This window comes from Ruegeria sp. J8 (genome assembly GCF_056531925.1).
This window is the reverse complement of the sequence record NZ_JBQFMR010000018.1, coordinates 1-23,761: the sequence shown is the minus strand read 5'-3', so window position 1 is coordinate 23,761 and position 23,761 is coordinate 1. Positions and strand designations below refer to the sequence as shown.

Genomic DNA, 23,761 nt, shown 5'->3' with positions numbered 1-23,761 from the left:
AGGAGGCCCGATGGACCAAGCAGTCGGGTGGGCACCGGCCCGAACCCGTGCGCCAGGCATCGTCAAAACCGCATTTGTACACCGTGACACGCAAGACGCTGTTGCGCAGCTTGCGGCTGCGTTAGGGCCGGACACCCTGTCGCTTGTTGTCCTGTTTGTCAGCGGCAACGCGAATGCGACGCAGATCATTGCGCGGGCAGCGGACAGATTTGCACCGACACCGGTCGTAGGTTGCACAACCGCGGGCGAATTGGCAGGGGACGGCTATACCGAAGATCAGATCGTTGCCATCGGCCTGCCCGCAACGCATTTCGAGACGCGCACTATTCTAGTGCCCGATCTGAATGATTTTTCGGCCCCCGATATCATTCACGAGATGATCCGAAACCGTACAGAAATGGGCGAGGCCCGGCCAGAGTGGCCGCACGAGTTCACTTTCCTTCTGATCGACGGGCTATCAACCAAAGAGGACGCGCTGACTTCGGAACTGGCCCTTGGTTTGGGGCCTGTCCCCCTGTTTGGCGGATCCGCAGGGGATGGAACTCGGTTCGGTCATACGTACGTTCTGCATCAGGGCAGGGCTCATGAAAATGCCGCGATTCTGACCCAGGTACGCACGCGCTGTCCGATCAAAGTGTTCAAGACCGACCATCTTGTACCCACGTCCCAACGCATGGTTGTGACTGATGCCGACCCTTCCAAGAGGATTGTACGAGAAATCAACGCCGAACCTGCCGCCCGCGAGTATGCCAGAGTGCTGGGGAAGGACCCTGAACAGCTTGATACCTTTACCTTTGCAGCCCATCCGGTCGTTGTTCAAATCGGCGGCCAACATCACGTGCGCGCCATCCAACGTGTGGACGAAAATGGCGATCTGGTCTTTTTCTCGGCCATCGACGAAGGACTGGTTCTGACCCTTGCAGAACCGATGGACATGATCAGCCATCTTGGACAGGAAATTGGCGCCCTGACCCAATCCGCCCAGCCCGATGCGATTTTGGGCTGCGACTGCATCTTGCGCAGGCTGGAAGCACAGCAGAAACAGATGACCGGCGCGTTGTCGGAAATCCTGTCAGACAACAACGTGGTCGGCTTTTCAACCTATGGCGAACAATTCAACTCGATCCATGTCAACCAGACCCTGACCGGGGTTGCGATCTATCCGCCCGAGGATGACGGCCATGATTGAATCGCTGATCGACCCGCTTGACCCTCTGGAACGCCAAAACCAGAAACTGCTGAAGATCGCCGAAGCCCTGATGCGCCGGGTCGAGGAATCAACTGATGCCAGCGGGGCGGCCTATGCGCAATTCCAGCGCGCCGCCGTGCTGGAACAAGAAGTTCACGCCCGCACGCTGGATCTGGAACGCGCGCTGCAATTGCTCAACGAGTCGAACGCGCAGCTTGCACAGGCCAATCAGGAAACCGAGGCCGCGCGCGCCGACCTCGCCAACGCAATTGAGACGGTTCAAGAAGGGTTTGCACTGTTCAACCTCGAAGAAGAGCTGGTGCTATGCAACAGCCGCTTCGGGATGCACATGCCCGATATTCAGGCGCAATTGGTGCCGGGTCTCAGCTTTACCGAATATGTCGAGCTTGTCAGTCAATCCAGGTTCCTGTCCCTGCCCGAAACGCTTACGCCACAAGATTGGGCCAAACGGCGTATGTCGCGTCATACGGACGATCATGTAGTGTTTAACGTCCGGCTTAACGGCAATCGGTGGACGCAGGTTTCGGAACATCGGACGCCCGATGGCGGCACGGTCATCCTGCAAACTGACGTCACCGATATCATGCGCATCGAACGGCAAGAGAGAGACCGTATCCTTGACGACAAGGCCCGCCTGATCCGCGCCACGCTGGAGCATATCGACCAAGGCGTTTGCATCTTCGACAGCAAATTGCGCCTGATCGGATGGAACAATCGCGCCAGTGAACTGCTGGCCATCCCAAATGCGCAGTTTCAGATGGGCGTCCAGTTCAAAACCGTATTCGACCGCCTTAGCGCGACCATCCGGTTTGAAGGCGGCGTCAGCGATGCCGATCTGCTGGATTGGGTCAATCGAACTGCGGAACGGGCACCGCTGAAGTTTCAGATGCGCAGCGGGCGGTTCAAGATCCTTTCCGTGTTCGCGCAAGAGATGCCGGATCGGGGGTTCGTGATTTCCTTTACCGATGTCACGGCCGAGCACCAGTCGGCGCAAGCCCTGCACGAAGCCAAGACCCTGCTAGAGCACCGCGTCGCCGCGCGAACCGGGGAATTGGCCCACGCCTTGAAAGCGGCTGAGCGCGCTAATTCTTCAAAATCACGTTTTGTTGCTGCAGCGAGCCACGATCTGCTGCAACCGCTTTCAGCTGCCAAACTCTATGTCGCCACATTGGGCAGCGGGTTAAACGAAGACGACGCACGCAACGTGGCCGGAAAGGCCGAAAGCGCGCTCAACAGTGTCGAACATATCCTCGAGGCGCTTCTGGATATCTCGAAACTGGATTCCGGTCGTGCCACGGTGCACCAGACCACCTTCTCAATTAGCAATCTGCTGTCTCAGCTCGAAGACTCGTTTCGTCCTGTCGCCCAAGCCAAAGGGCTTGAATTGCGGTTCGTACATAGCAACGCTTTGATCCGCAGTGACGCAAGCTACCTGCGGCGCATCCTGCAAAACCTGCTGTCCAACGCGATCCGCTACACAGATGCAGGAAAGGTTCTAGTTGGATTGCGTAAACAGCAGGGCTCGGTTCGGATCGAGGTCTGGGACACAGGCGTCGGAATCGCATCCGACCAGCAAGAGATCGTCTTTCAGGAGTTCCAACGGCTCCATTCCGATGCCAGCGCAGCCGAGGGGATGGGCCTGGGGCTCGCCATAGTCGAGCGCGCCTGCGGACTGTTGAATCACCCCATTCAGTTACGATCCGAGCTGGGACTGGGAACGATGTTCTCGGTTGAGGTTCCTTTGGCGGATACCGCACCTCTAAAACCGCATGGCCATGTACTGCAACAGGTCGATGACTCGGTGACACTAACCAGCACTGTGGCTTTGTTGATCGAAAACGACGAGAACCTGCGCTCTGCACTGACCATGACGATGGAAACCTGGGGCACCCAAGTTCTGGAGTGCAGCAGCGAGGAACAAGCAGTTGGCCTGCTGCGCGAGATTGAAATTGTGCCCGACATCGTCATTGCCGACTATCAACTGGACCACGGTAAAAAGGGAACGGATGCGGTCGTAGCTTTACGGCACGAATTCGGTAACCTGCCAGCCTGTATCATTTCGGCCAACAGATCTTCTGAACTGACCGGATATTGCAAACGCGCAGGCGTCCCCTTGTTGCATAAACCGATCGACGTCCAACGGTTGAAATCTGTATTAGAGACCTTGTTGAAGAAAACGGAACTAGAATAGATTACCTGTAAGACATCTTATGTTAAATTTATGATCCCCCATAAAGCCAACAAGCAAGCCGTTGTTCAAATCTCCAACGGGACACTGACAGCGACCCTCGGTTCGATTGGTGCCTCGCTGATTGATTTACGTCTGGACGGCGTCGACCACCCCTTGGTTTTAGGTTGGAAAGCGCCGAGCGAATATCTGCGCAATGACCCATATCTTGGTTGCATTGTTGGGCGCTGCGCAAACCGGATATCCAACGGGCAATACGCTCTGAATGGAAAAACCTATTCAGTGGAACGCAATTTCCTGGGCAAACATTGCCTTCATGGCGGAAGTAAAGGCGCTGCCCGACAGAACTGGCGGCGGACCAACCAGACAGAGAATGCGGTGTCTTTCGAACTGGAAATACCTGAGAGAGACATGGGTTTTGGGGGCGCTTTGTCCGTCAAAGCTCACTATTCCATTACGTCACCCGCGACGTTGAACTTGGACATCCGGGCCATAGCAACGGGCGACACGATCTGCAATTTCACGCCGCATTGGTATTTCAACCTGAATGGCGACGGGGATATCGGGGACCATCTGTTGCGTGTCCGGGCACAAGACTATTTGCCGGTCGATGACGAACTGATCCCCTTGGGTTCGGTCGAACCTGTCCGCAACACGCCTTACGACTTTCAAACACTCCGGCCCGTCGGAGACGCTCCCTTGGACCATAATTTTTGCATAGCGCGCGAACGTATTAGACTAAAACATATCGCCCAACTGCACGGGCTTCGGTCTGGTGTCGCTTTGGACCTGCATTCAACCGAACCGGGGCTTCAGATCTATTCCGGTGACTTTCTAGACAGCGCGGATCTGCCAACCGTTTTCGGCGCGCCCTATTCTACACGCAGCGGCCTAGCACTAGAGCCGCAAGGCTGGCCGGACGCGATCAACAACCCTTCCTTCCCCAGCGTCGTCTTCATGGACGGGCAAGAATATCACCACCAATCTCAGTATATGTTTAGCCGCCTGTCCGACCGTCACAGTTGACCCAACGACGATCCTCTATCATCCTGATCCGAAATTGGTTTCCGCTTCGTTGTCTGTTTCGAATTGAATTGGTTAAGGTCCCCTGATGCCCGGTGTTTCACAAAAACAATACGTTCTTGATACGCACCGGTTGCGAGACCCCGAACAAACGCTGGAGATCGTCAAACCCCATCTCAAGAACATGGGCATCACGCGCGTTGCAAACCTGACCGGGCTGGACCGGATCGGATTGCCAACCGTGATGGTGGCGCGCCCGAACTCTCGTTCGGTGGCGGTGTCTTTGGGCAAGGGTCTGTCACTGAGCGCGGCACAAGCCTCGGGCGTGATGGAGGCGATCGAGTCCTGGCACGCCGAACGTGTCCACCTGCCCCAGCGGCTGGCGCGGTATTCCGATCTTGTGGCCGATGACGCAGTTATCGATGTGACCCGCCTGCCCCGTGTGACCGGCGGGCAATTTGATCCTCATGCGGCGATGCTGTGGGTTCAGGGATGTGATCTGAATGCCAACCAAGCCTGCTGGGTGCCGCTTGAGATGGTGGACACAGACTACACCGCCGCCCCAAGCGCCAGCCAGGGGGCCTTCCCCCGAACAACCAACGGGCTGGCCTCCGGCAACAATGTCACCGAGGCCAGTTGCCACGCGATTTGTGAGTTGATCGAGCGGGATGCCACAACCCTGTGGCATCATCAAACACCGCAGGTTCGGGTTGATCCGGACACGGTCGATGATCCCAGATGCCGCAGCGCGATGGCCATGATTGACGCCGCCGGTCTGGATTGCGGGATATGGCAGACCACCTCGGATATCGGCATCGCCTGTTTTCGTTGCGTGATTGCCGAGGCCGGGGGTCAGCCCGGCCATATCGGGATCGGGGATGGCTGCCATGTGGACCGCTCCATCGCCTTGTTGCGCGCTTTGACCGAGGCCGCTCAGACCCGTCTGACCTATATCTCGGGCGCGCGTGACGATCTTGATCCTGCCGAATTCACCGATCAAGCGCAATCCGAACGATGCCAGTACGTCCGCGACCTGATTGACGCGGCCCAACCGATCCAGAGTTTCACCGATTGCCCCACCCACGCCAGCGCATCTTTCGAACAGGACCGCGATCTGCTTTTGGAGTGTTTGGACCGGCAAGGCATGTCACAAGTGGTAATCGTTGACCTGTCACAACCGCACATAGACATCGGCGTGGTGCGCGCGGTCATACCCGGTTTGGAGGCACCGCATGACGACCCGGATTTCATCCCAGGCGTACGGGTCGCCCGAGTGCAGGAGCAGCACACATGACTGCCGTGGTCTTTGCAGGTCCGACCCTGTCGGCCAAGGCCGTCGCAGCGCATTTGGACGCCACGGTTCTGCCGCCCGTCCGGCAGGGTGACGTCTATCGTGTCACCCGCGATAAACCCAGTGCGATCGGGATAATTGACGGGTATTTCGAAGGGGTGCCCTCGGTTTGGCACAAAGAAATCCTGTGGGCGATGGAACAGGGTATTCCCGTCTATGGCAGCGCCAGCATGGGCGCGCTACGCGCCGCCGAACTGGCCCATTTCGGAATGATTGGCGTCGGGCGCATCTTTGACGACTACCATTCAGGCGTATTGCAGGATGATGATGAAGTGGCGGTTCTGCATGGACCTGCCGAACTGGGCTATCCGTCTCTCAGCGTGCCAATGGTTTCGATCCGGACCACTGTGGAACGCGCGCGGGCTGAGGGTGTTTTGTCAGACGAAGGTGCCCAAACTCTTTTGCGCGTGTCCAAGGAGACCCAGTACAAGAAACGCCAGTGGGAGGGTATCGTAAAGGCGTTAACGGGCGGCTCTGAGATCACCAGCTTCATGGCTTGGTTGCCCAACGGTTATGTAGATGCCAAAGCAGAGGATGCCCTCGCCATGCTCGTCCAAATGGCCCAAGGTATTGGGGATGGCACAAGTCATTCACACAGAACAGAACGGACCTTGATGTGGAATTCTCTGCGCCACCGCGTTGAGGCCGAAACACCCTCCGACCCCGCCGTAATAAACGAATTGCGTCTGCAACCCGCGCTTTTTGCCGAAGTGAGAGATCGCGCCCTGCTGCATGTGTTGGCACGGGATGAGGCGCACAGACGCGGCCAAACGCCAGACCGCGACGCGCTGGTTCAACAAATGACAGCGCACCGGGATCGTGCCAACCTAACCCGCCACGCAGACCTGATGCGCTGGCTGGACGCGAACGACCTGAGCCCCAAAACCTATGAAGACATGCTGGCCGACGCGGCTCGCCTGTCAGCCGTATCGCAAGACCGAGGCCCGGATATTGAAGCCCCGCTCTTGCACGAATTGCGCCGTTCGGGGCTCTACACCCAACTTCGGGACCGAGCCATTGCGAAAGCCCAGTTGCAAGCGACCGCGACCCCCACCACCGGCTCGGACCGATTGCGCATGGTGCTGTGGTATTTTGAAACACATCTTGACCAAGAGGTGCCCGATGATCTTGAATCCTATGCAAGGTCGCTTGGTTTGTCCGGGCGGGATGCGTTTTATGAGCTTATAGAAATAGAGTATTTGTATTGCCAAAAAGCCGTCACAACGGACGACTCCAATCACGAATAGGGGCGCCGGACGGGCACGGGAGGGCACCGGATGACTTCACCCGAACAGACACCTGATGACGAACCCGGAACCCGGTTCCTATTGTTCCCGCAATCGCCTTTCCTGGAACCCGACGCGGAACTGGAGCTGGTCGAAATCTCGGCCCCGCAGGGCAGCATTGGGCCGGGCCCCTCGGGGCCGCGCATGTATACTGTCAACCCGGTTGGCAAAACCACGCCCTATGGGGCGATAGTTCCCGGCCCCGACGGTCCGGGCATGTATCTGCCACCTTGGAACGGCTATATCCAGCCTCCGGCCATGCCGGACGAGTTCGGAAATTTCATCCATATCGACCCCACAGACCCTTCTTTTGAAGCCGCACATCTGTTTGGGTCTGCACATTTCACCATGGATGTGTGGCAAGGCTATTTTGATCACCCAATCCCTTGGCACTTTGCCCGTGATTTCGACCGGCTGGAACTGTCGCTGCTGCCTAGCCTAGACAATGCGCATATCGGGTGGGGGTTTCTGGAAACCGGCGGCACCCATGACCATGGCGACGAATACCGCCCCTACAGTCTGAACTTTGATGTCGTCGCCCATGAGATCGGCCACGCAATCATTTACAGCGTGATCGGGATGCCCTCGAACGGGGACGCCTCCGGCGAATACTACGGCTTTCACGAGTCTGCCGCGGATATGGTGGCGCTATTGGCCTCGCTCCATTTCGGATCAGTGGTCGAGAGCCTGCTGCAAAACACGCGTGGAAATCTTTATACCTACAACCGCCTGAACCGGTTTGCCGAACTGTCCGAGAACGCTCAGATCCGAATTGCCGCCAACAACAAAACGCTGTCCGAGTTTTCCCATGGTTGGTCCAGTGAACATGCACTGTCTGAACCGCTGACCGGCGCGATGTTCGATATCTTTGTCGATATCTATCACGAACGGCTGCTGCTGCACGGGCTGATCTCGCCCGAGGAAGAAGACCTGTCGGACCAACTGGAAGGCTCTCCAGACTACAGCACTGTCATGCAGGAGATTTTCGACAAACGCTACGCCGAAAATCCCGATGGGTTCCGTATCGCCTTGCTTGAAGCGCGAGACTATCTGGGTACCTATCTGGCCGATACCTGGTCGCGCCTCGATGCGGACATGCTCAGCTATTTCGGCGTGGAAAAAGCACTGCTTGCCGTGGATCAGGAGATCACCGGCGGCGCGTTCCACCAGATCATCGAGGGCAACTTCAGAATGCGCGATATCGGGCTGACAACGGCCGGTCCCCGCCTGCCTGACCCGGAAGAAGACAGCCATTCAAATTCAGTCCGTACGATGGTCCCGGATTGACCAATCGCAAAATTCTTTTTTTTGAAGCCGATTTATGGCATGGAATAGAGGGGTGATTTTTTTGGATTTTCTGGCACGGGGCATCTCGGGCCGTGGTGAAAAGGGTGAACGGTCAAACCCGCGACCCCACAATTGGGAGATGAGTTTATGGGTGAAACATTGCTCAGTTTTTCGGAAGTGCTAATTTACGGAAGAGTCCTGACTGACATTAAGCTGGAAAACAAGAAAAAGGGCGGCAAAGGCAACAACAAGCATCTTTCCGACCAGCTTGAAGATGAAAAAGTTCAGGGCGGAAACGACTTAAAAGCGCAGTTCGCCAAGATTTATGGTTTTGCCTATGAAGGCACTTATTACGACCTGCCAGAACCGGCAATTTTTCTGGTTCATGGCGACGGAGACCCCGTGAATGGTAACCCGAATGAACCTCCAAACAATGCATCACGCGCTCCAAGGGATCCTTCGATCGGCGGCGTCGCGGCGGCTGATTACCAAGTAGCAAACGACATCATGGTTTGGCGCTACGAAAAGGCCGATCAGACCATGCGTATGGATGTCACAACCGGTCAGTTCGAACAGGTTCTACTGGACATTTATTTCGGCTTCGACAGCCCGGCGATCAGTGGAGCAAAGGTGTCGGGTGCCAAGGTTAGCGGTGCGAAAGTCTCGGGCGCCAAGGTTTCCGGTGCCAAAGTCAGTGGCGCGAAAGTCAGCGGTGCGAAAGTGCGGGGCGGCGACTAAGCCCCCTTCCCTTTCCCGGTTCAAACAGGGCGCGCAGGGTCGCGCCCTTTTTTATGCTCAGAACCCGGCCTTTTTCAGACCTTCTACAAAGTGTTGGGTGTCATCCTCCAGCCGGTCGGGCAGAACCTTGGCCCACCGTGACAGAGAGAAGTTGGGATGCGCTTCGCGGTGCTTGTCCGCGATCAGACGCGCCATATCCGTGTTCCCCAATTGCGCATGGCTCGCGGCCAGCATCCGTTGCCCCTCGGTTGGATTGTTCATCTTGTTGACCGTCTCTATCACGTCCTCATAGCGTCTGAGATTGTAATAGGCGCCGCCCAGATGCCACAGGTACTGATCGGGGAAATAAGGGTTCAGCCGCATGGCCTGTTGCAGATGCGTAATCGCCGTTTCGTTATCACCCGAATGGGCCAGAGCGTCCGCGTAATCCGAATGCATATCGGCGTCATTGGGGTTCAGGGCCAATGCACGTTGATAGGACTGAATAGCGGCGTCATGTTCCTTGCGATACAGATGCACATACCCCAATTCACCAAAGCCGCGCGCATCCGTCGGGTCCAGCTCAATCGCCTGTTGGGCAAAGGTCAGCGCCTGTTCAAACGCCTTGGACGGGTCATCACTCCAGGAATAGCGCCAGTCGATGTTCAGCGTCCGTGACAACGCCGCCGCTGCGCGTGCATAGCCGCCGTCGCGTTCCAGCGCGGATTGGTAAAAGTTCTGCGCTTTACGATTGTCGTTGCGCGTGTATTTGAAGATATGGTGTTGGCCCTGAAGAACCGACCCATAAGCCTCAAGATCAGAGGGGATCGCCTGGATCATCCGCTGCTTTTCATGTGACTCGATCATGACGGCAGTCGCAGCGACGATACATTCGGTGACTTCGTCCAGAATGTCGAAAATATCGTCGATATTGCGGTCGAACCGTTCCGCCCAGATCGTGCGTTCACTACTGGCATCCACCAACTCGGCCGAGATCCGGATACGACTGGCTGATCGGCGTACGCTGCCCCGCGCGATATAGCGCACGTTTAACCGCTGTGCGGCGTCTTTCGGCGGCATGGATTGCGCTTTGAAGAAAAAGGACGAGTTGCGCGCGATGATGAACAGGTTCCTGAACTTGGACAGGTTCATGATGATGTCGTCTGTCAGACCTTCGGCCACCCAATTATCGGACTCGTCCCCGTGGCTGGCAAAAGGCAATACGGCAACCGATGGTGTATCAGGACGTTCGAGAATATCCCCCAACACTTCGGGTCGCATCGTTCCCGCCATGGTTGCGCCTGCAACCTCGCTGCGGACGCAATAGGTCGACACCGGGTTCATGATATTCTTGAGCTGCTTGGGCCCCAAAAACTCATAGCCATAGCGCAGGCGGTTGCAGACCTGATCATAGACAGCCGAACTAACATAGACACGCTCGGGCTCGGCGATCTCTTGCAGCCGTGCGGCGATGTTGACGTTATCGCCATGAATGCCGCGATCGTCGATCAGGATTTCCCCAAGATGAACGCCCGCACGGAATTTGATTCGCTGGTCTTCGGGACCGGCACTGTTATGCGCGCTGGCGATACGATGCAATTCGACACCGAACTCGACCGCGCTTGTTGCTGTTTCAAATAATGCCAGAATGCCGTCGCCGCGCACCTCAACCACCCTGCCCTGGTGTTTTGCACAGGAAGATTCGAGATCAGAAATCAATGATTTCAGCGCGTTATAAGTATCTAACTCATTTTGACTCATCAATCGCGAATACCCGACGACATCGGCGAACAGAACAGCGCCAAGCTTTTGAGTCATCGTAAAATTCGGATTGGTCGTATTCACTGTTTATTCTCGTTTATTTGGCACCGAACAGGTCCGTGGATCAGCATAAAGCAAATTTCGAAATTTAACGACTACTTGCGGTATTAACGACTTTCACTCAACCACTCTTGCACTTCGGCGGCCATGTCCAGGCCGCAGACGCATTCGGTCCCAACGAGACCTGTGTATCGTCAGACAGTTCCGCCGCCAAAGCGTCGCGCCGTTTCGCCCAATCGCCTTTGAGAACACCCACAACAACCATGTCATGAAACTGCCCGTCTGCAAACCAGGCCTCACGCATGGTGCCTTCGACCTGACATCCTATCCTTGCGACCAGATCGCGGCTGCTGGTGTTGTCCGCCCGATAATAAGAGGTCAAACGGTTCAACCCCAGTTGCCGAAAGGCAAAATCTACCACCAAAGCCGTCGCTCGGATACCAACGCCGGTGCGTCGCGCGGATTTGTCGACAAACATTGCGACCACCGCATCCCGGTTTACCAGCGACACGCTTTCGATCCCGGCCAGGCCAACCGCTTCACCAGAGCTGTTTTCCACCACGAACCAACATTTGCAACCCGCTCCTTCGGCGGTGAACACGGCCTTCCAACTTTCTTCTGTCTGAAACTGGTTCAACGGAACCCGCGATGTCCGATCAAAAAGCGCAACGTCTTCAGGGTCTTGGAACCAATGGGAGATGACCTCAAGATCCGCTTTCTCCATCGGGCGCAATCTAAACTTATTACTCAAGTTGTCTGACACTTAAATCAACCTTTGAACAAAATCTTAACGATCCACCGAAAGACACTAGCACACTAGATGTGGAAATACGAATTCAGAAACCTCAATTCGGCGCATAGTTGCCCTCGCCTTAAAGTTTCATCTTAATACTTCCTGATCGAGTAGCGCAAACAAAACCGGCCCGCCGCAGAACGACGGGCCGGTAAACCGTGAGTGGGCTTGATCTTAGTCGTACAGAACCGCCGCGATTTTTGGATCGTCCATGTTCGAGGCGTCATAGTAGTAGAAACCGGTGTCGATCAGTGCCGGAACCTCTTCACCTTTCAGTGCGGAAACAGCGGCCTTGACGGTCTCGTAACCGATCCCAACTGGGTTCTGAGTGATCGCACCAGCCATCAGTCCGCTTTTGATTGCGTCCTTCTGCGCTTTGCCGCTGTCATAGCCGATGATCACCAGACCTTCGGTGCCCAGTTCCTGAACACCGTTCACAACACCGATGGCCGAGCCTTCGTTGGTGCCGAAGATGCCGTCCAGATCAGGGTTAGCCGTCAGGATCGCCTTGGTAACTTCGGTCGATTTCAAGTGGTCGCCCTGGCCGTACTGAACCGTGACAACTTCGATGTCAGGATATTTTTCTTCGATACGGTTCACAAAGCCATCGCGGCGGTCGATGCCGGTGCGGCTGGTCTGGTCGTGGGCCACAACAGCAACCTTACCTTTACCGCCCAGCTTCTCGGCCATCTTGTCGGCAGCCAGACCCGCAGCGGCCAGGTTGTCGGTGGTTGCGGTCGAAACAGGGATGTCGCTGTCGACACCACTGTCGAACGCAATGATCGGGATACCCTTGTCATTCGCCTGACGCAGCAGCGGGATAGCCGCCTGGCTGTCCAGCGCAGCAAAGCCGATGGCTTTGGGGTTGTTGGCAAGTGCAGCGGCCAGCATGTCGATTTGGCGGTCGACCATTGTTTCGTTGTCGGGGCCTTCAAAGGTGATGGTTACGTTGTACTCGTCAGCTGCCTGCTCGGCGCCGGATTTCACCGCCTGCCAGAACTGGTGTTGGAAGCCCTTCGATACCAGCGGAATATAGATTTCTTCCGCTGCGGCCATCGAGGCCGGACCTGCAATCGTGGCTGCGCTCAGCGCACCCAGAATGAAACGACGTGAAAACATGTTTTTCTCCTCCACAGTTGGTCGTTTTATAGTTGGTTTCTTCAGCCGGACTTTTTGCGCCGTGCCATGTCGGCATAGACCGCCAGAATGATGATTGCGCCGGTGACAACGGTTTGCCATTCTTGCGCCACGGACAGCACGCGCAGCCCGTTGGTCAGGACCGCCATGATCAGCGCGCCGATCAGCGTGCCCAGAATGGTACCGCGTCCGCCCGAAAGCGACGTGCCACCGATTACCACGGCTGCGATCGCCTCAAGCTCGTATCCCAGACCCAGCGCAGGTTGCGCCGAGTTCAGGCGCGAAGCGATCAGGATGCCGCCGATGCCGCAGATTGCACCCGCCAGAGCGTAGATGCGCATCTTCCAGGCGTCGGTGTTCACACCCGACAGGCGCACGGCCTCTTCGTTCGAACCCAAGGCGAAAGTGTAGCGGCCCAGAATCGTACGGCTCAGGATGTACGACGCTGCAATCGCCACCAGGAACAGGATCAGCACGCCATTCGGGATGGGCAGCGCCGGGAAAATCTCTCCGATCAGCGACCCCCGCGAGATCTGGTCAAACCCCGGCGTGTCGTTGAAATAGATCGGCCGCGTGCCCGAGATGACCAGCGACAGGCCTTTCAGGATCAGCATCATACCAAGCGTGGCGATGAAAGGCGGGATCTTCATCTTGGCAACGAAAGTGCCCGAGCAAAGCCCACAGAACGCGCCTGCCGCGATGGCCGCCGCCACGCCCAGCAGTAGGGGCATCCCCAGATAAGTTAGCACCACGCCCGCGATCACGGCGCAGAAGGTCATCAAAGTGCCCACCGAAAGGTCGATCCCACCTGTGATGATCACCAGCGTTGCCGCCACAGCCAGCACCCCGTTCACCGAGGTCGCCTGCAAAATGGCGATCATGTTCGAGGTCTGCATAAAGTTCGGCGACGCAATCGAGAAGCCGATCAGCAGCGCGATCAAACTGGCAAAAGCCAGCAGCTTTTGATACGCGCCGCTGTCGGACAGTCCCGCGAGTGGTTTTTTCTTTTCAACGTCTGTTGCCGTGGTCATTGTGGTGCCCCCGTTACCTGCATCGCCGCCGCGCGTTGGGTGGCCAGATGCATGATGTCTTCCTGAGTAGTGTCTTTTCCGCCGGGCAGAATGCCGGTCAGCCGGCCCTCGCACATCACCGCGATACGATGGCTCAGGCGCATGATTTCGGGCAGTTCCGACGAGATCACGATGATGGTCTTACCCTGCTCGGCGAGTTCTTCGAGCAATTTGTAAATCTCGGACTTGGCACCAACGTCGATGCCCCGCGTGGGTTCGTCAAAGATCAGGATATCGCAATCACGCAGCAGCCATTTTGCAATGACGACCTTTTGCTGATTGCCCCCTGACAGCAGTCGGACCTCTTGCACGTCCGAGGGCGTTCGAATGCCCAACTGCGCGATATATCCCTTGGCCGTAGTACTGATTTCATTGTCATTCAACACCCCTCCGGTTCCGGTGAACAGATCCATCGAAGCCAGCGCAATGTTGTCGCGCACGTTCATGCCGGTGGCCAATCCGAAATGCTTGCGGTCTTCGGACAAATAACCGATGCCCGCCCGCACCGCATCCTTGGGCGACTTGATCGAGACCTCGTGCCCGTGCACGCGGATCGTTCCGCTGTCCTTCACATCGGCGCCGAAAATCGCGCGCGCAACCTCGGTTCTTCCGGCCCCCATCAGGCCCGCGAACCCCAGAATCTCGCCCTTCTGGACCGAGAAGCTGACATCCTTGATCTCTTTGCCGCGATTCAGACCAGAAACCTCAAGCGAAACTTCGGCATCGCCAAGATCCGGCACGTCCAGAGGTTTCTCGTTCACCTCACGCCCAACCATCATGGCGATGATTTGGCTGATTGGTGTCTCGGCAGCGCCCACGGTGCCCACATATTCGCCATCGCGCATCACGGTGACGCGGTCGGCGATTTGCTTCAGCTCGTCCATTTTGTGGCTGATATAGACGATGCCCACGCCCTCGGCCTTGAGACGGCGTATGATCACGAACAGTTCGGCGATCTCGGCATCGTTCAGAGCCGCTGTGGGTTCATCCATGATCAGAACCTTGGACCGGTACGACAGTGCTTTGGCAATCTCGACCATCTGCTGTTTCGCGATGGTCAGGCTGCCCACCAATGTCTTGGGGTCCAGCGACAGGTTCATCGAGGCGAAAATCTCGGCCGTTTGTGCGTTCAGCGCGGCCTCATCCAGACGACCGAAGCTTTTGCGCGGTTCGCGACCGATAAAGATGTTCTGCGCAACGGTCAGGTCGTTCATCAGGCTCAGCTCCTGATGGATGATGCCAATGCCCAGATCCTGCGCCTCGCCGGGCGTGGTCGGGCTGACCGACTTTCCTTCGATCACCAGATCACCACCGTCGCGCTGATAAATCCCCGACAGGATCTTCATCAGCGTGCTTTTCCCGGCGCCGTTCTCGCCCATAAGTGCGTGAACCTCGCCCGAAAACAGATCGAACTGCACTGTTTTCAGCGCGTGCACGCCGGGGAAATACTTTTCGATCCCCGTCATGTCGACCAGTTTTGTCATGTTCCCTCCCATTATACCCTCATCCCCTAGGGTGTGTGATTACATTACGGCGCCGATCTGCCAGGGGACGAATTCGACCCTCCCAAATCCCAGCTCCTCGCTTTTGGTTTTCTCGCCCGAGGCAACGCGGATTAGAATTTCGAACAATTCCTCTCCTTTCGCTTCGATGCTGACCCCATCGGTGACGATGTCACCGCAATTCAGGTCCATATCGTCGGCCATCCGCGCGTACATTTCAGAGTTCGTTGCCAGCTTGACGCAAGGGGTCGGCTGATAGCCCGAGACCGAGCCCCGCCCGGTAGTGAAAACGATCAGGTTCGCCCCTGAGGCTACCTGCCCCGTGACCGAGCATGGATCGAAACCGGGGCTGTCCATGAAAACAAAGCCCTTTTTGTCGACAATCTCGCCGAACTTGTAGACATCCCGCATCGGCGCTGTCCCGCCCTTGGCAACAGCGCCGAGCGATTTTTCCAGAATGGTCGTCAACCCGCCACGCTTGTTACCCGGGCTTGGGTTGTTGTCCATCTCGCCGCCATTGCGTTCGGTATAGTCCTCCCACCAATGAATGCGCTCAATCAACTTGGCGCCCACTTCAGGCGTTTCAGCGCGGCGGGTCAGTAGGTGCTCGGCCCCGTATACTTCCGAGGTTTCCGACAGGATTGTCGTACCACCGTGGCGCACCAGAAGGTCGGATGCATATCCCAGTGCAGGGTTTGCAGTGATGCCCGAATACCCGTCCGAGCCGCCGCATTGCATTCCAACCGTAATCTCGCTGATCGGCGCGGGTTCGCGCGTCACTTGGTTGGCAAGTTCGGCGATTCCCTTGATCTCGGCCAAACCTCGTTCAATCGTACGCCGCGTGCCGCCCTCGTTCTGAATGGTCATGTAGCGCAGCGCACCATCGGGGCGGATCGGACGACCCCCCACCAGGTCGGATACCTGCATCACCTCACAACCCAGTCCGATCAACAGAATACCGGCAAAATTGGGATGCTGCGCATAGCCCGCAAGGGTGCGGAACAAAGTGGCATAGCCCTCATCCTTGCCGGACATGCCGCAGCCGGTGCCATGCACAATCGGCACCACGCCGTCCACGTTCGGATAAGCTTCCAACAGCCCTGATTTCTCGGCTGCTTCCGCAATGAATCGCGCGACTGAACCCGAACAGTTCACTGTGGTCAGAATGCCGATATAATTCCGCGTCCCCACCTTGCCGTCTGCACGGTGATAGCCCTGAAAAGTTCGTTCTTCTGCGATCTTCGGCAACGGGTCATTGGCCGACGCATATGCATAGTCCTGCTGATGCGCCCCCATGCCCAGATTGTGTACATGAATATGCTCACCTGGCGCGATGTCGGATTTTGCCTGCCCGATGATCTGACCGTAGCGGATGACATTTTCACCAGCCCGAATCGGCTCCACTGCGATTTTGTGGCCCCGCCCAATCTGTGACGTCAGCGGAGCCGAAACATCCGCCAGTTGCTCCCCCGCCTGCAAGTCGCGCAGAGCGATCACAATATTGTCATCCGGGTTCAACTTCACGACGTCTCGCGCCGCCTTCTCCAGAACATCTATGCCGCCGTTTGCTTGCATCACTTCCCCGCTTGCTTGGTCATGTTGCTAAGTGGAAAATCTGTACTTGTCAACTAACATGTTAGAATGCTAAATAACAAACCATGAACAAACCTCAGGACATTGACGCCGCTTTGCTGCCCGTGATCTCGTCAACGGAAGGGTCGCTGACCCAACGGGTTCATCAATCTTTGAAGCAAGCGATTCTGGCGCTGGATTTTCCACCCGGCGCAAACCTGCGAAAAGCTCCGGTGTGCGAGCGTCTGGGTGTGTCACGCGCACCCGTCGCTGACGCAATCGCGCGGCTAGCGTCCGAGGGACTGGTGGATGTGGTCCCGCAATCGGGCACCCGTGTGTCCTATTTCTCGATGGACGAAATCCGCGAAGGTGTTTTTCTGCGCGAAGCGCTGGAGCTGGCCACTGTCGCCAAGGTCGCGCGGGATCTGACCGAGGATCAGCGTAAACGGCTGAGCCGCAACATGCGCTTGCAAGAGCTTTTGATCGAGGACGAGGACATCCCCGGATTCTATCAGGCAGATGAAGAGTTCCACAGCATGCTGATGGATTTCACCGGGTTTCATCGCCTTGCGGATGTGGCGCAGACGGTGTCGCTTCAGGTCAGCCGAGCCCGTATGCTTCTGTTGCCGACACCTGGCCGGGTGGTCGAAACTTTGGCCGAACACCGGGCCATCTTCGATGCAATCGCCAATCGGGACGAACGCGCCGCACAAGACGCGATGCATATCCATTTGGGGCAGTTGATGCCACGCCTAGAAGAACTCGAACGGCAAAAGCCCCATTTGTTCAACCTCACACAAAAGTCGAATTGCGAGACCGAATGACCGTTTCCCAGACAGAACTACTGAACAACCGCACAGCACGCCCTGTCCCTTTAACCCGCATGGGCTTTGGCGGTGCGCCGCTGGGGAATCTATACCGCAAGGTTTCGGATGCTGACGCGCAAGCGGCTCTGCAGGCGGCTTATGATTCAGGCATCCGCTTTTTTGATACCGCACCGCAATATGGCCTTGGTCGATCCGAGCAACGTTTTGGCGAAGCAATCGCCCGCTTTGGGCGCGAGAACATTCAGCTGTCGACCAAGATCGGGCGGCTTCTGCTGGATTGCGAACCCCACGAAGTGACACCCGAAGCCTTTGTCGACGTCCCACAGAAACGGATCGTGTTCGACTACACCTATGACGGTGTTATGCGGTCATACGAGGCCAGCCGTGAACGGATTGGTGTGGCAAATGCCGATATCCTTCTGGTCCATGACGTCTGCGTTTTCAGTCAGGGCAGCCAAGAGACGTCCGACGCCAAAGTGCGTGAGCTGTTTGACGGTGGCGGGTACAAGGCGCTGGTCGAACTGCGTGAAGCGGGTGAGATCGCGGCTATCGGCGCAGGCGTGAACGAATGGCAGGTTTGTGAAAAACTGTTAGGCCTTGGCGATTTCGACGGGTTCCTGCTGGCCGGTCGCTATACTCTGCTGGAACAAGAAGCTTTGGACAGTTTCCTGCCACTGTGTGAAAAACGCGATGTAGGGATCATTCTGGGCGGACCCTACAATTCGGGCATTTTGGCCACTGGGGCAGTGCCGGGCGCGAAATACAATTACGAAGCAGCCCCTGAAAACATTCTGGACCGCGTCCGAAAAATCGAGACAGTCTGCGCCGCGCATAACACACCGCTGATCGCCGCAGCACTTCAATTCGTTCTGGGACATCCCTGCGTCAAGACTGTCGTCCCCGGCGCGGTCAGTGCCAAGGAAGTTCAGGCAAATGTTGCGTTGTTGGATCGCGAAATTCCAGCCGGTCTCTGGTCGGATCTGCGCGGTGAAGGCTTGATCCGGCCCGATGCACCCCTGCCAGCGGAGCTTGCCGATGCTACGTAATATTGACCCAATCCTGTCTCCGGAATTGCTGCACACTTTGCGGGCCATGGGCCATGGCGACGAGATCGTTATCGCCGACGCAAATTTTCCAGGCACAAGTACCGGACCAGACTGTATCCGCGCCGATGGGTCATCCGCCAGCGACGTCCTGAGCGCTATCCTGTCGGTTATGCCGCTGGACAATTTCGTCTCCGACCCCGCTTTGACCATGCAGGTAGTTGGCGATCCGGATGCGGTGCCTGATGCCGTGGCGGATTTTCAGCGCATCATCAACGAAACCGCTGACAACCCGGCTGACGTACAGGGGCTAGAGCGATTTGCATTCTATGACCGCGCAGCAACGGCCTATGCCATCGTACAAACGGGTGAGCGCAGGCTCTATGGCAATATCATCCTTAAAAAAGGGGTGATCGGTTGAAAATCGACGCGCATCAGCATTTCTGGTCAGTCGCGCGCAACGACTATGGCTGGCTGACCCCCGATCTGGCAGCGATCTATAGGGATTTTCTGCCGCATGATCTGTCCCCCATGTTGGAGCAGGCAGGCATCGGTGGCACGGTGCTGGTACAAGCAGCTCCGACTGTAGCTGAGACAGAATATATGTTGTCGCTGGCTGATCAGGCTGCCTTTATCAAGGGCGTCGTAGGTTGGGTTGACTTCGAAGCGTCGGCTTCACCAGCACAGATCGCTGCTCTGGCACAACACCCCGCTTTGGTCGGTTTGCGCCCGATGATCCAAGACATTGAAGATCCCGACTGGATGCTGGGCGACGCACTGACACCTGCCTTCGCAGCACTGCAATCCCATGATCTGACATTCGATGCGCTGACCTTGCCGCAGCATCTTGGACCTTTGCGGCAGTTGCTGGCTCGGCATAAGAACATGCGTGTGGTAATCGACCACGGCTCCAAACCCTTAATCCGCGACGGTGTGATCGAGAGTTGGGCCGAGGATATGGCAGCGCTGTCCCGCGACACCGATGCGTTCTGCAAGCTATCCGGACTGGTGACCGAAGCAGCATCGGATTGGCAGATCGACGATTTGCGCCCTTATGTTCAGCACCTTCTGGATACGTTTGGCCCATCGCGCCTGATTTGGGGCAGCGACTGGCCAGTCTGCACGTTGGCCAGCTCTTATGAACGCTGGCTGGAAACCACCGACGCGCTTCTCAGCGCGCTGACTCAATCCGAACGCGATGCGATCCTCGGTGGGAACGCCGCGCGCGCTTACAATCTCAGGACCTGACATGACAACACTCAATCTGGATTCTGCCGGGCTTTGGCTTGGCCGTGTGGAACGGCCGGGTATCGGCCCGTGCGTGGTAACATTGCGTGAGGGTCAGGTGGTGGATATCACCACCAAGAAAGCTCCTACCGTTCGCGACATTCTGGAACGCGACGACGCCGCGGATTACGTACGATCGGCCCCCGGCGAGGCGATCGGCCCGGTCGAAAGCGAGCATGAATGGCTGGCCCCCTGCGATCTGCAATCGGTCAAGGCCTGCGGTGTCACCTTTGCAGGTTCCATGGTCGAACGCGTGATCGAAGAACAGGCCGCTGGCGATCCGGCCAAGGCCGAAGCCATCCGCGCCCGCATCGGCGCGCGTATCGGCGACAGCCTTTCCAACATTACCCCCGGCTCCGACGAAGCCGCACAAGTCAAGCAGGCGCTAATCGACGAAGGCCTCTGGAGCCCGTATCTTGAGGTCGGTATTGGACCAGATGCTGAGGTGTTCTCGAAAGCGCAGGTGTTGTCATCCGTGGGCTTCGGTGCCGAGATAGGCCTGCACCCGATCTCAACCTGGAACAACCCTGAACCCGAGGTGGTCCTGGCGGTGAATTCGCAAGGTCAGATCAAGGGCGCGACACTGGGCAATGACGTCAACTTGCGCGATGTCGAAGGCCGCTCGGCCCTGCTGCTCAGCAAGGCCAAGGACAACAACGCATCCTGTTCGATCGGACCAATGATCCGCCTGTTTGATGACAGCTATACACTGGACGATGTGCGGCAGGCCGAACTGACCCTGACCGTAAACGGGCCGGATGGGTTTGTCCTGAACGGCGCGTCTTCGATGTCTCAGATCAGCCGCGACCCGGCGGATCTGGTGAAACAGACTATCGGGCGGCACCACCAGTATCCCGACGGGTTTATGCTGTTTCTGGGAACGCTCTTTGCACCCACACAGGACCGGGACACACCCGGCGGTGGTTTCACCCACAAGCTGGGTGATGTCGTCACAATTGCCAATGACCAACTCGGCGCATTAACCAATACGGTGCGCCTGTCGACCGAATGTCCCGAATGGCGGTTCGGGGCGTCTCATCTGATGCGAAACCTGGCCGAACGCGGCCTGTTGTAGGAATTTAGAAACATGTTGATCGGAAAACACCTGATTGCCGGCGAATGGCTTGGATCAGACGCCACCTTTAGCTCGGAGCCTGCTCACGGCCCAAGCCATGATTTCCCGGTTGGAACGCCCGCTCTGGTAGACGCTGCGGTTGAAGCCGCGGAGGAGGCCTTCGCTAGTTTCGGCTGGTCCACCCGCGCCGAACGTGCCGCCCTGCTGCGCAAAATTGCCGATGAGATCGACGCGCGCGGCGACGCCATCACCGAAATCGGCACACAGGAAACCGGCCTGCCCGAAGCCCGTCTGCAGGGCGAGCGTGGCCGCACCGTGGGACAGCTGCGCCTGTTCGCTGATCATATCGAAAAGGGTGACTATCTGGACATGCGCCACGACCAGGCCATGCCGGACCGCGCGCCCCTGCCCCGCCCCGACCTGCGGATGATCCAACGCCCGCTTGGCCCCGTGGCCGTGTTCGGCGCGTCAAACTTCCCACTGGCTTTCTCGGTCGCGGGCGGCGATACAGCCGCGGCCTTGGCCGCAGGGTGCCCGGTTGTAGTTAAAGGCCACTCGGCCCATCCCGGCACTGGTGAGATTGTGGCTCAGGCCATCGACGCCGCGATCAAGGCTACTGGGGTGCACCCCGGTGTCTTTTCGCTGGTGCAGGGGGGCAAGCGTGACGTGGGCACTCGTCTGGTGCAGCATCCGCTGATCCGGGCCGTGGGCTTTACCGGCAGTCTGGGTGGCGGTCGCGCCCTGTTCGATCTATGCGCTCAACGCGATGAACCCATCCCGTTCTTTGGAGAGCTGGGCTCGGTCAATCCGATGTTCATCCTGCCTCAGGCCGCTGCCGCACGCGGGGCTGGGATCGGGACCGGCTGGGCCGGATCGCTGACCATGGGCGCGGGGCAGTTCTGTACCAATCCCGGCATCGCCGTTGTAGTCGACGGGCCCGAGGCCGACGCCTTCCAAGCCGCTGCCGAGGCAGGGCTGAACGCAACCGCCAACCAGACCATGCTGACCGATGGCATCGCCGACGCGTATCGCGATGGCGTGGCACGGGTGGCCGCTGGCACCGGTGTGACGCAGGTCATGGGCACAAGCTGCGCCGCCCGCGACGCGGCCCCATATCTGTTCGCTGTGTCAGGCGACGACTGGCTATCTGATCACAAACTGCAAGAAGAGGTGTTTGGCCCGCTCGGTATAGTGGTTCGCGTTCGCGACACCGCTCAGATGCTGCAGGTCGCACGCGCAATAGAGGGTCAGTTGACCTGTACCTTGCATCTTGACGACAGCGACACTGCTGACGCAAAGGACCTGCTGCCGCTGCTGGAACGCAAAGCGGGCCGATTGCTGGCCAACAGCTTCCCCACCGGGGTTGAGGTCTGCGACAGCATGGTCCATGGCGGCCCCTACCCCGCCTCGACCAATTTCGGTGCCACGTCGGTTGGCACCCTGTCGATCCGTCGCTTTCTGCGCCCGGTCTGTTACCAGGACATCCCAACCGGCCTTTTGCCCGAAGACGTGTGAGAGTAAAGACTGGGATGCATAACCCCTCGGACCGATTGGCAGGTAAAACGGCCCTGATCACAGCGGCGGGTCAGGGCATCGGCCGCGCTACGGCCGAGCTGTTCGCGGCAGAGGGCGCGCAAGTCATTGCCAGCGACATCAATGATGTGTCGCTGGCTGAACTGGCCGAAGTTGCAGGGATCACGACCCTGAAGCTGGATGTCACGGATGCCGCTGCGGTCAAGGCGGCCGTAGCAGACCTGCCTGCATTGGATGTGTTGTTCAACTGTGCCGGATATGTTGCCGGCGGAACAATCCTTGATTGCAATGAGAGTAACTGGGACTTCAGTTTCGATCTGAATGTCAAAGCCATGTATCGACTTATTCGTGTGACCTTGCCCGGAATGCTAGGCAAGGACGGCGGATCGATCATCAACATGTCTTCGGTTGCATCGTCAATAAAAGGCGTGCCAAACCGATTTGCATATTGCGCCTCGAAGGCTGCGGTGATCGGATTGACTAAGGCCGTTGCCGCGGATTTTGTCCAGCAAGGCATCCGGTGCAACGCAATCTGCCCTGGTACCGTGGACAGCCCCAGCCTGCACGACCGTTTGCGGGCGACCGGTGACTATGAAACGGCAATGTCCGGCTTTATAGCCCGCCAACCGATGGGGCGCATCGGCTCGGCGGACGAAATCGCAGAGCTCGCGCTTTGTCTCGCAAGCGACGCCAGCAAATACACCACCGGCCAGCCATTCGCCATCGATGGCGGCTGGACGATCTGAAGATAGTGAGGATTTTACGATGAAGTTGCTACGCCACGGCCCTGCCGGACAGGAAAAGCCCGGTATTCTGGATCAGAACGGTACGATCCGCGACCTATCTGGGGTGGTTGATGATATCGCAGGCGCAACGCTTGATGATGAAAGCCTGGCGCGCCTAAACGCGCTGGATCTTGCCAGCCTGCCCGCCGTCGATGCCAATACCCGCATTGGGGCCTGTGTGGGCCAGGTGGGCAAGTTCATCTGCATCGGCCTGAACTATGCCGACCACGCCGCCGAAAGCGGCATGGAGCTGC

Annotated in this window: 20 protein-coding genes and 1 pseudogene; 15 read left to right on the top strand and 6 right to left on the bottom strand. The window is 57.6% G+C overall.

Annotated elements, in window-relative coordinates; genetic code table 11:
* The first annotated feature begins 10 nt into the window (after nucleotides 1–10).
* The 7 genes from ACR0L1_RS22765 to ACR0L1_RS22735 all read left to right on the top strand — a co-directional run bounded on the left by ACR0L1_RS22765 (nucleotide 11) and on the right by ACR0L1_RS22735 (nucleotide 9,083).
* Entirely contained in the window at nucleotides 11–1,189 is a 1,179-nt protein-coding gene (locus tag ACR0L1_RS22765) for an FIST N-terminal domain-containing protein (protein ID WP_480860920.1), read from the top strand.
* Nucleotides 1,182–3,401: a hybrid sensor histidine kinase/response regulator gene (locus tag ACR0L1_RS22760; protein ID WP_480860918.1), complete on the top strand. Its 2,220-nt coding sequence runs from the start codon at nucleotides 1,182–1,184 to the stop codon at nucleotides 3,399–3,401. The genes ACR0L1_RS22765 and ACR0L1_RS22760 overlap by 8 nt, the downstream gene beginning before the upstream one ends.
* 30 nt (nucleotides 3,402–3,431) lie before the next feature.
* Nucleotides 3,432–4,424 carry an aldose epimerase family protein gene (locus tag ACR0L1_RS22755; protein WP_480860916.1) on the top strand — a complete coding sequence of 331 codons (993 nt, stop codon included), beginning with the start codon at nucleotides 3,432–3,434 and terminating at the stop codon, nucleotides 4,422–4,424.
* An 85-nt stretch (nucleotides 4,425–4,509) separates the two neighbouring features.
* Nucleotides 4,510–5,715, top strand: coding sequence for a YcaO-like family protein (locus tag ACR0L1_RS22750; protein WP_480860914.1), 1,206 nt, complete (start codon nucleotides 4,510–4,512; stop codon nucleotides 5,713–5,715).
* Nucleotides 5,712–7,019, top strand: coding sequence for a TfuA-like protein (locus ACR0L1_RS22745; protein ID WP_480860912.1), 1,308 nt, complete (start codon nucleotides 5,712–5,714; stop codon nucleotides 7,017–7,019). Before ACR0L1_RS22750 ends, ACR0L1_RS22745 begins: the two co-directional genes overlap by 4 nt.
* Before the next feature lie 30 nt (nucleotides 7,020–7,049).
* On the top strand, nucleotides 7,050–8,345 hold the full coding sequence (locus ACR0L1_RS22740; protein ID WP_480860910.1) for a gluzincin family metallopeptidase: 1,296 nt from the start codon (nucleotides 7,050–7,052) through the stop codon (nucleotides 8,343–8,345).
* A 147-nt stretch (nucleotides 8,346–8,492) separates the two neighbouring features.
* The gene (locus ACR0L1_RS22735) at nucleotides 8,493–9,083 is read left to right on the top strand and encodes a pentapeptide repeat-containing protein (RefSeq protein WP_170775708.1); all 591 of its coding nucleotides are present in this window, start codon (nucleotides 8,493–8,495) and stop codon (nucleotides 9,081–9,083) included.
* A 57-nt stretch (nucleotides 9,084–9,140) separates the two neighbouring features.
* Here the strand turns inward: ACR0L1_RS22735 and ACR0L1_RS22730 are convergent, their stop codons facing one another.
* The 6 genes from ACR0L1_RS22730 to ACR0L1_RS22705 all read right to left on the bottom strand — a co-directional run bounded on the left by ACR0L1_RS22730 (nucleotide 9,141) and on the right by ACR0L1_RS22705 (nucleotide 16,960).
* A complete protein-coding gene (locus tag ACR0L1_RS22730) occupies nucleotides 9,141–10,880 on the bottom strand; it encodes a tetratricopeptide repeat protein (RefSeq protein WP_170775706.1) in 1,740 nt (579 codons plus the stop codon).
* Nucleotides 10,881–11,004: 124 nt separating this feature from the next.
* The gene (locus ACR0L1_RS22725; protein WP_331252154.1) at nucleotides 11,005–11,646 is read right to left on the bottom strand and encodes a GNAT family N-acetyltransferase; all 642 of its coding nucleotides are present in this window, start codon (nucleotides 11,644–11,646) and stop codon (nucleotides 11,005–11,007) included.
* A gap of 204 nt (nucleotides 11,647–11,850) precedes the next feature.
* Nucleotides 11,851–12,795, bottom strand: a complete 945-nt coding sequence (locus ACR0L1_RS22720; protein ID WP_170791686.1) for an ABC transporter substrate-binding protein — start codon at nucleotides 12,793–12,795, stop codon at nucleotides 11,851–11,853.
* A gap of 41 nt (nucleotides 12,796–12,836) precedes the next feature.
* Nucleotides 12,837–13,844, bottom strand: coding sequence for an ABC transporter permease (locus ACR0L1_RS22715; protein WP_480860907.1), 1,008 nt, complete (start codon nucleotides 13,842–13,844; stop codon nucleotides 12,837–12,839).
* Nucleotides 13,841–15,367: a sugar ABC transporter ATP-binding protein gene (locus tag ACR0L1_RS22710; protein ID WP_170791685.1), complete on the bottom strand. Its 1,527-nt coding sequence runs from the start codon at nucleotides 15,365–15,367 to the stop codon at nucleotides 13,841–13,843. The genes ACR0L1_RS22715 and ACR0L1_RS22710 overlap by 4 nt, the downstream gene beginning before the upstream one ends.
* Before the next feature lie 39 nt (nucleotides 15,368–15,406).
* Nucleotides 15,407–16,960 carry a UxaA family hydrolase gene (locus ACR0L1_RS22705; RefSeq protein ID WP_480506020.1) on the bottom strand — a complete coding sequence of 518 codons (1,554 nt, stop codon included), beginning with the start codon at nucleotides 16,958–16,960 and terminating at the stop codon, nucleotides 15,407–15,409.
* An 83-nt stretch (nucleotides 16,961–17,043) separates the two neighbouring features.
* On the opposite strand from ACR0L1_RS22705, the gene ACR0L1_RS22700 reads away from it, so the two are divergent.
* The 8 genes and pseudogenes from ACR0L1_RS22700 to ACR0L1_RS22665 form a co-directional block, all read left to right on the top strand.
* Entirely contained in the window at nucleotides 17,044–17,781 is a 738-nt protein-coding gene (locus ACR0L1_RS22700) for a GntR family transcriptional regulator (protein ID WP_170775696.1), read from the top strand.
* Nucleotides 17,778–18,830 carry an aldo/keto reductase gene (locus tag ACR0L1_RS22695; RefSeq protein WP_480860906.1) on the top strand — a complete coding sequence of 351 codons (1,053 nt, stop codon included), beginning with the start codon at nucleotides 17,778–17,780 and terminating at the stop codon, nucleotides 18,828–18,830. Before ACR0L1_RS22700 ends, ACR0L1_RS22695 begins: the two co-directional genes overlap by 4 nt.
* Nucleotides 18,820–19,248 (top strand): RbsD/FucU family protein, encoded by a 429-nt coding sequence (locus ACR0L1_RS22690; RefSeq protein WP_480860904.1) that lies wholly within the window; start codon nucleotides 18,820–18,822, stop codon nucleotides 19,246–19,248. The genes ACR0L1_RS22695 and ACR0L1_RS22690 overlap by 11 nt, the downstream gene beginning before the upstream one ends.
* Nucleotides 19,245–20,075 (top strand): amidohydrolase family protein, encoded by an 831-nt coding sequence (locus tag ACR0L1_RS22685; RefSeq protein ID WP_480506014.1) that lies wholly within the window; start codon nucleotides 19,245–19,247, stop codon nucleotides 20,073–20,075. Before ACR0L1_RS22690 ends, ACR0L1_RS22685 begins: the two co-directional genes overlap by 4 nt.
* A gap of 1 nt (nucleotide 20,076) precedes the next feature.
* Nucleotides 20,077–21,189 carry a fumarylacetoacetate hydrolase family protein gene (locus tag ACR0L1_RS22680; RefSeq protein WP_480506012.1) on the top strand — a complete coding sequence of 371 codons (1,113 nt, stop codon included), beginning with the start codon at nucleotides 20,077–20,079 and terminating at the stop codon, nucleotides 21,187–21,189.
* A 12-nt stretch (nucleotides 21,190–21,201) separates the two neighbouring features.
* Nucleotides 21,202–22,704, top strand: coding sequence for an aldehyde dehydrogenase (NADP(+)) (locus tag ACR0L1_RS22675; protein WP_480860903.1), 1,503 nt, complete (start codon nucleotides 21,202–21,204; stop codon nucleotides 22,702–22,704).
* 14 nt (nucleotides 22,705–22,718) lie between these two features.
* Nucleotides 22,719–23,468, top strand: a complete 750-nt coding sequence (locus ACR0L1_RS22670) for an SDR family oxidoreductase (RefSeq protein ID WP_480860901.1) — start codon at nucleotides 22,719–22,721, stop codon at nucleotides 23,466–23,468.
* Between the two features lie 19 nt (nucleotides 23,469–23,487).
* A pseudogene (locus tag ACR0L1_RS22665) lies at nucleotides 23,488–23,761 on the top strand (2-hydroxyhepta-2,4-diene-1,7-dioate isomerase); the annotation flags it as partial.

Coding starts and splice junctions, on each gene's coding strand:
- ACR0L1_RS22765 (WP_480860920.1), top strand. CDS start 11: ATGGACCAAGCAGTCGGGTGGGCACCGGCCCGAACCCGTGCGCCAGGC.
- ACR0L1_RS22760 (WP_480860918.1), top strand. CDS start 1,182: ATGATTGAATCGCTGATCGACCCGCTTGACCCTCTGGAACGCCAAAAC.
- ACR0L1_RS22755 (WP_480860916.1), top strand. CDS start 3,432: ATGATCCCCCATAAAGCCAACAAGCAAGCCGTTGTTCAAATCTCCAAC.
- ACR0L1_RS22750 (WP_480860914.1), top strand. CDS start 4,510: ATGCCCGGTGTTTCACAAAAACAATACGTTCTTGATACGCACCGGTTG.
- ACR0L1_RS22745 (WP_480860912.1), top strand. CDS start 5,712: ATGACTGCCGTGGTCTTTGCAGGTCCGACCCTGTCGGCCAAGGCCGTC.
- ACR0L1_RS22740 (WP_480860910.1), top strand. CDS start 7,050: ATGACTTCACCCGAACAGACACCTGATGACGAACCCGGAACCCGGTTC.
- ACR0L1_RS22735 (WP_170775708.1), top strand. CDS start 8,493: ATGGGTGAAACATTGCTCAGTTTTTCGGAAGTGCTAATTTACGGAAGA.
- ACR0L1_RS22730 (WP_170775706.1), bottom strand. CDS start 10,880: ATGACTCAAAAGCTTGGCGCTGTTCTGTTCGCCGATGTCGTCGGGTAT.
- ACR0L1_RS22720 (WP_170791686.1), bottom strand. CDS start 12,795: ATGTTTTCACGTCGTTTCATTCTGGGTGCGCTGAGCGCAGCCACGATT.
- ACR0L1_RS22715 (WP_480860907.1), bottom strand. CDS start 13,844: ATGACCACGGCAACAGACGTTGAAAAGAAAAAACCACTCGCGGGACTG.
- ACR0L1_RS22710 (WP_170791685.1), bottom strand. CDS start 15,367: ATGACAAAACTGGTCGACATGACGGGGATCGAAAAGTATTTCCCCGGC.
- ACR0L1_RS22705 (WP_480506020.1), bottom strand. CDS start 16,960: ATGCAAGCAAACGGCGGCATAGATGTTCTGGAGAAGGCGGCGCGAGAC.
- ACR0L1_RS22700 (WP_170775696.1), top strand. CDS start 17,044: ATGAACAAACCTCAGGACATTGACGCCGCTTTGCTGCCCGTGATCTCG.
- ACR0L1_RS22695 (WP_480860906.1), top strand. CDS start 17,778: ATGACCGTTTCCCAGACAGAACTACTGAACAACCGCACAGCACGCCCT.
- ACR0L1_RS22690 (WP_480860904.1), top strand. CDS start 18,820: ATGCTACGTAATATTGACCCAATCCTGTCTCCGGAATTGCTGCACACT.
- ACR0L1_RS22680 (WP_480506012.1), top strand. CDS start 20,077: ATGACAACACTCAATCTGGATTCTGCCGGGCTTTGGCTTGGCCGTGTG.
- ACR0L1_RS22675 (WP_480860903.1), top strand. CDS start 21,202: ATGTTGATCGGAAAACACCTGATTGCCGGCGAATGGCTTGGATCAGAC.
- ACR0L1_RS22670 (WP_480860901.1), top strand. CDS start 22,719: ATGCATAACCCCTCGGACCGATTGGCAGGTAAAACGGCCCTGATCACA.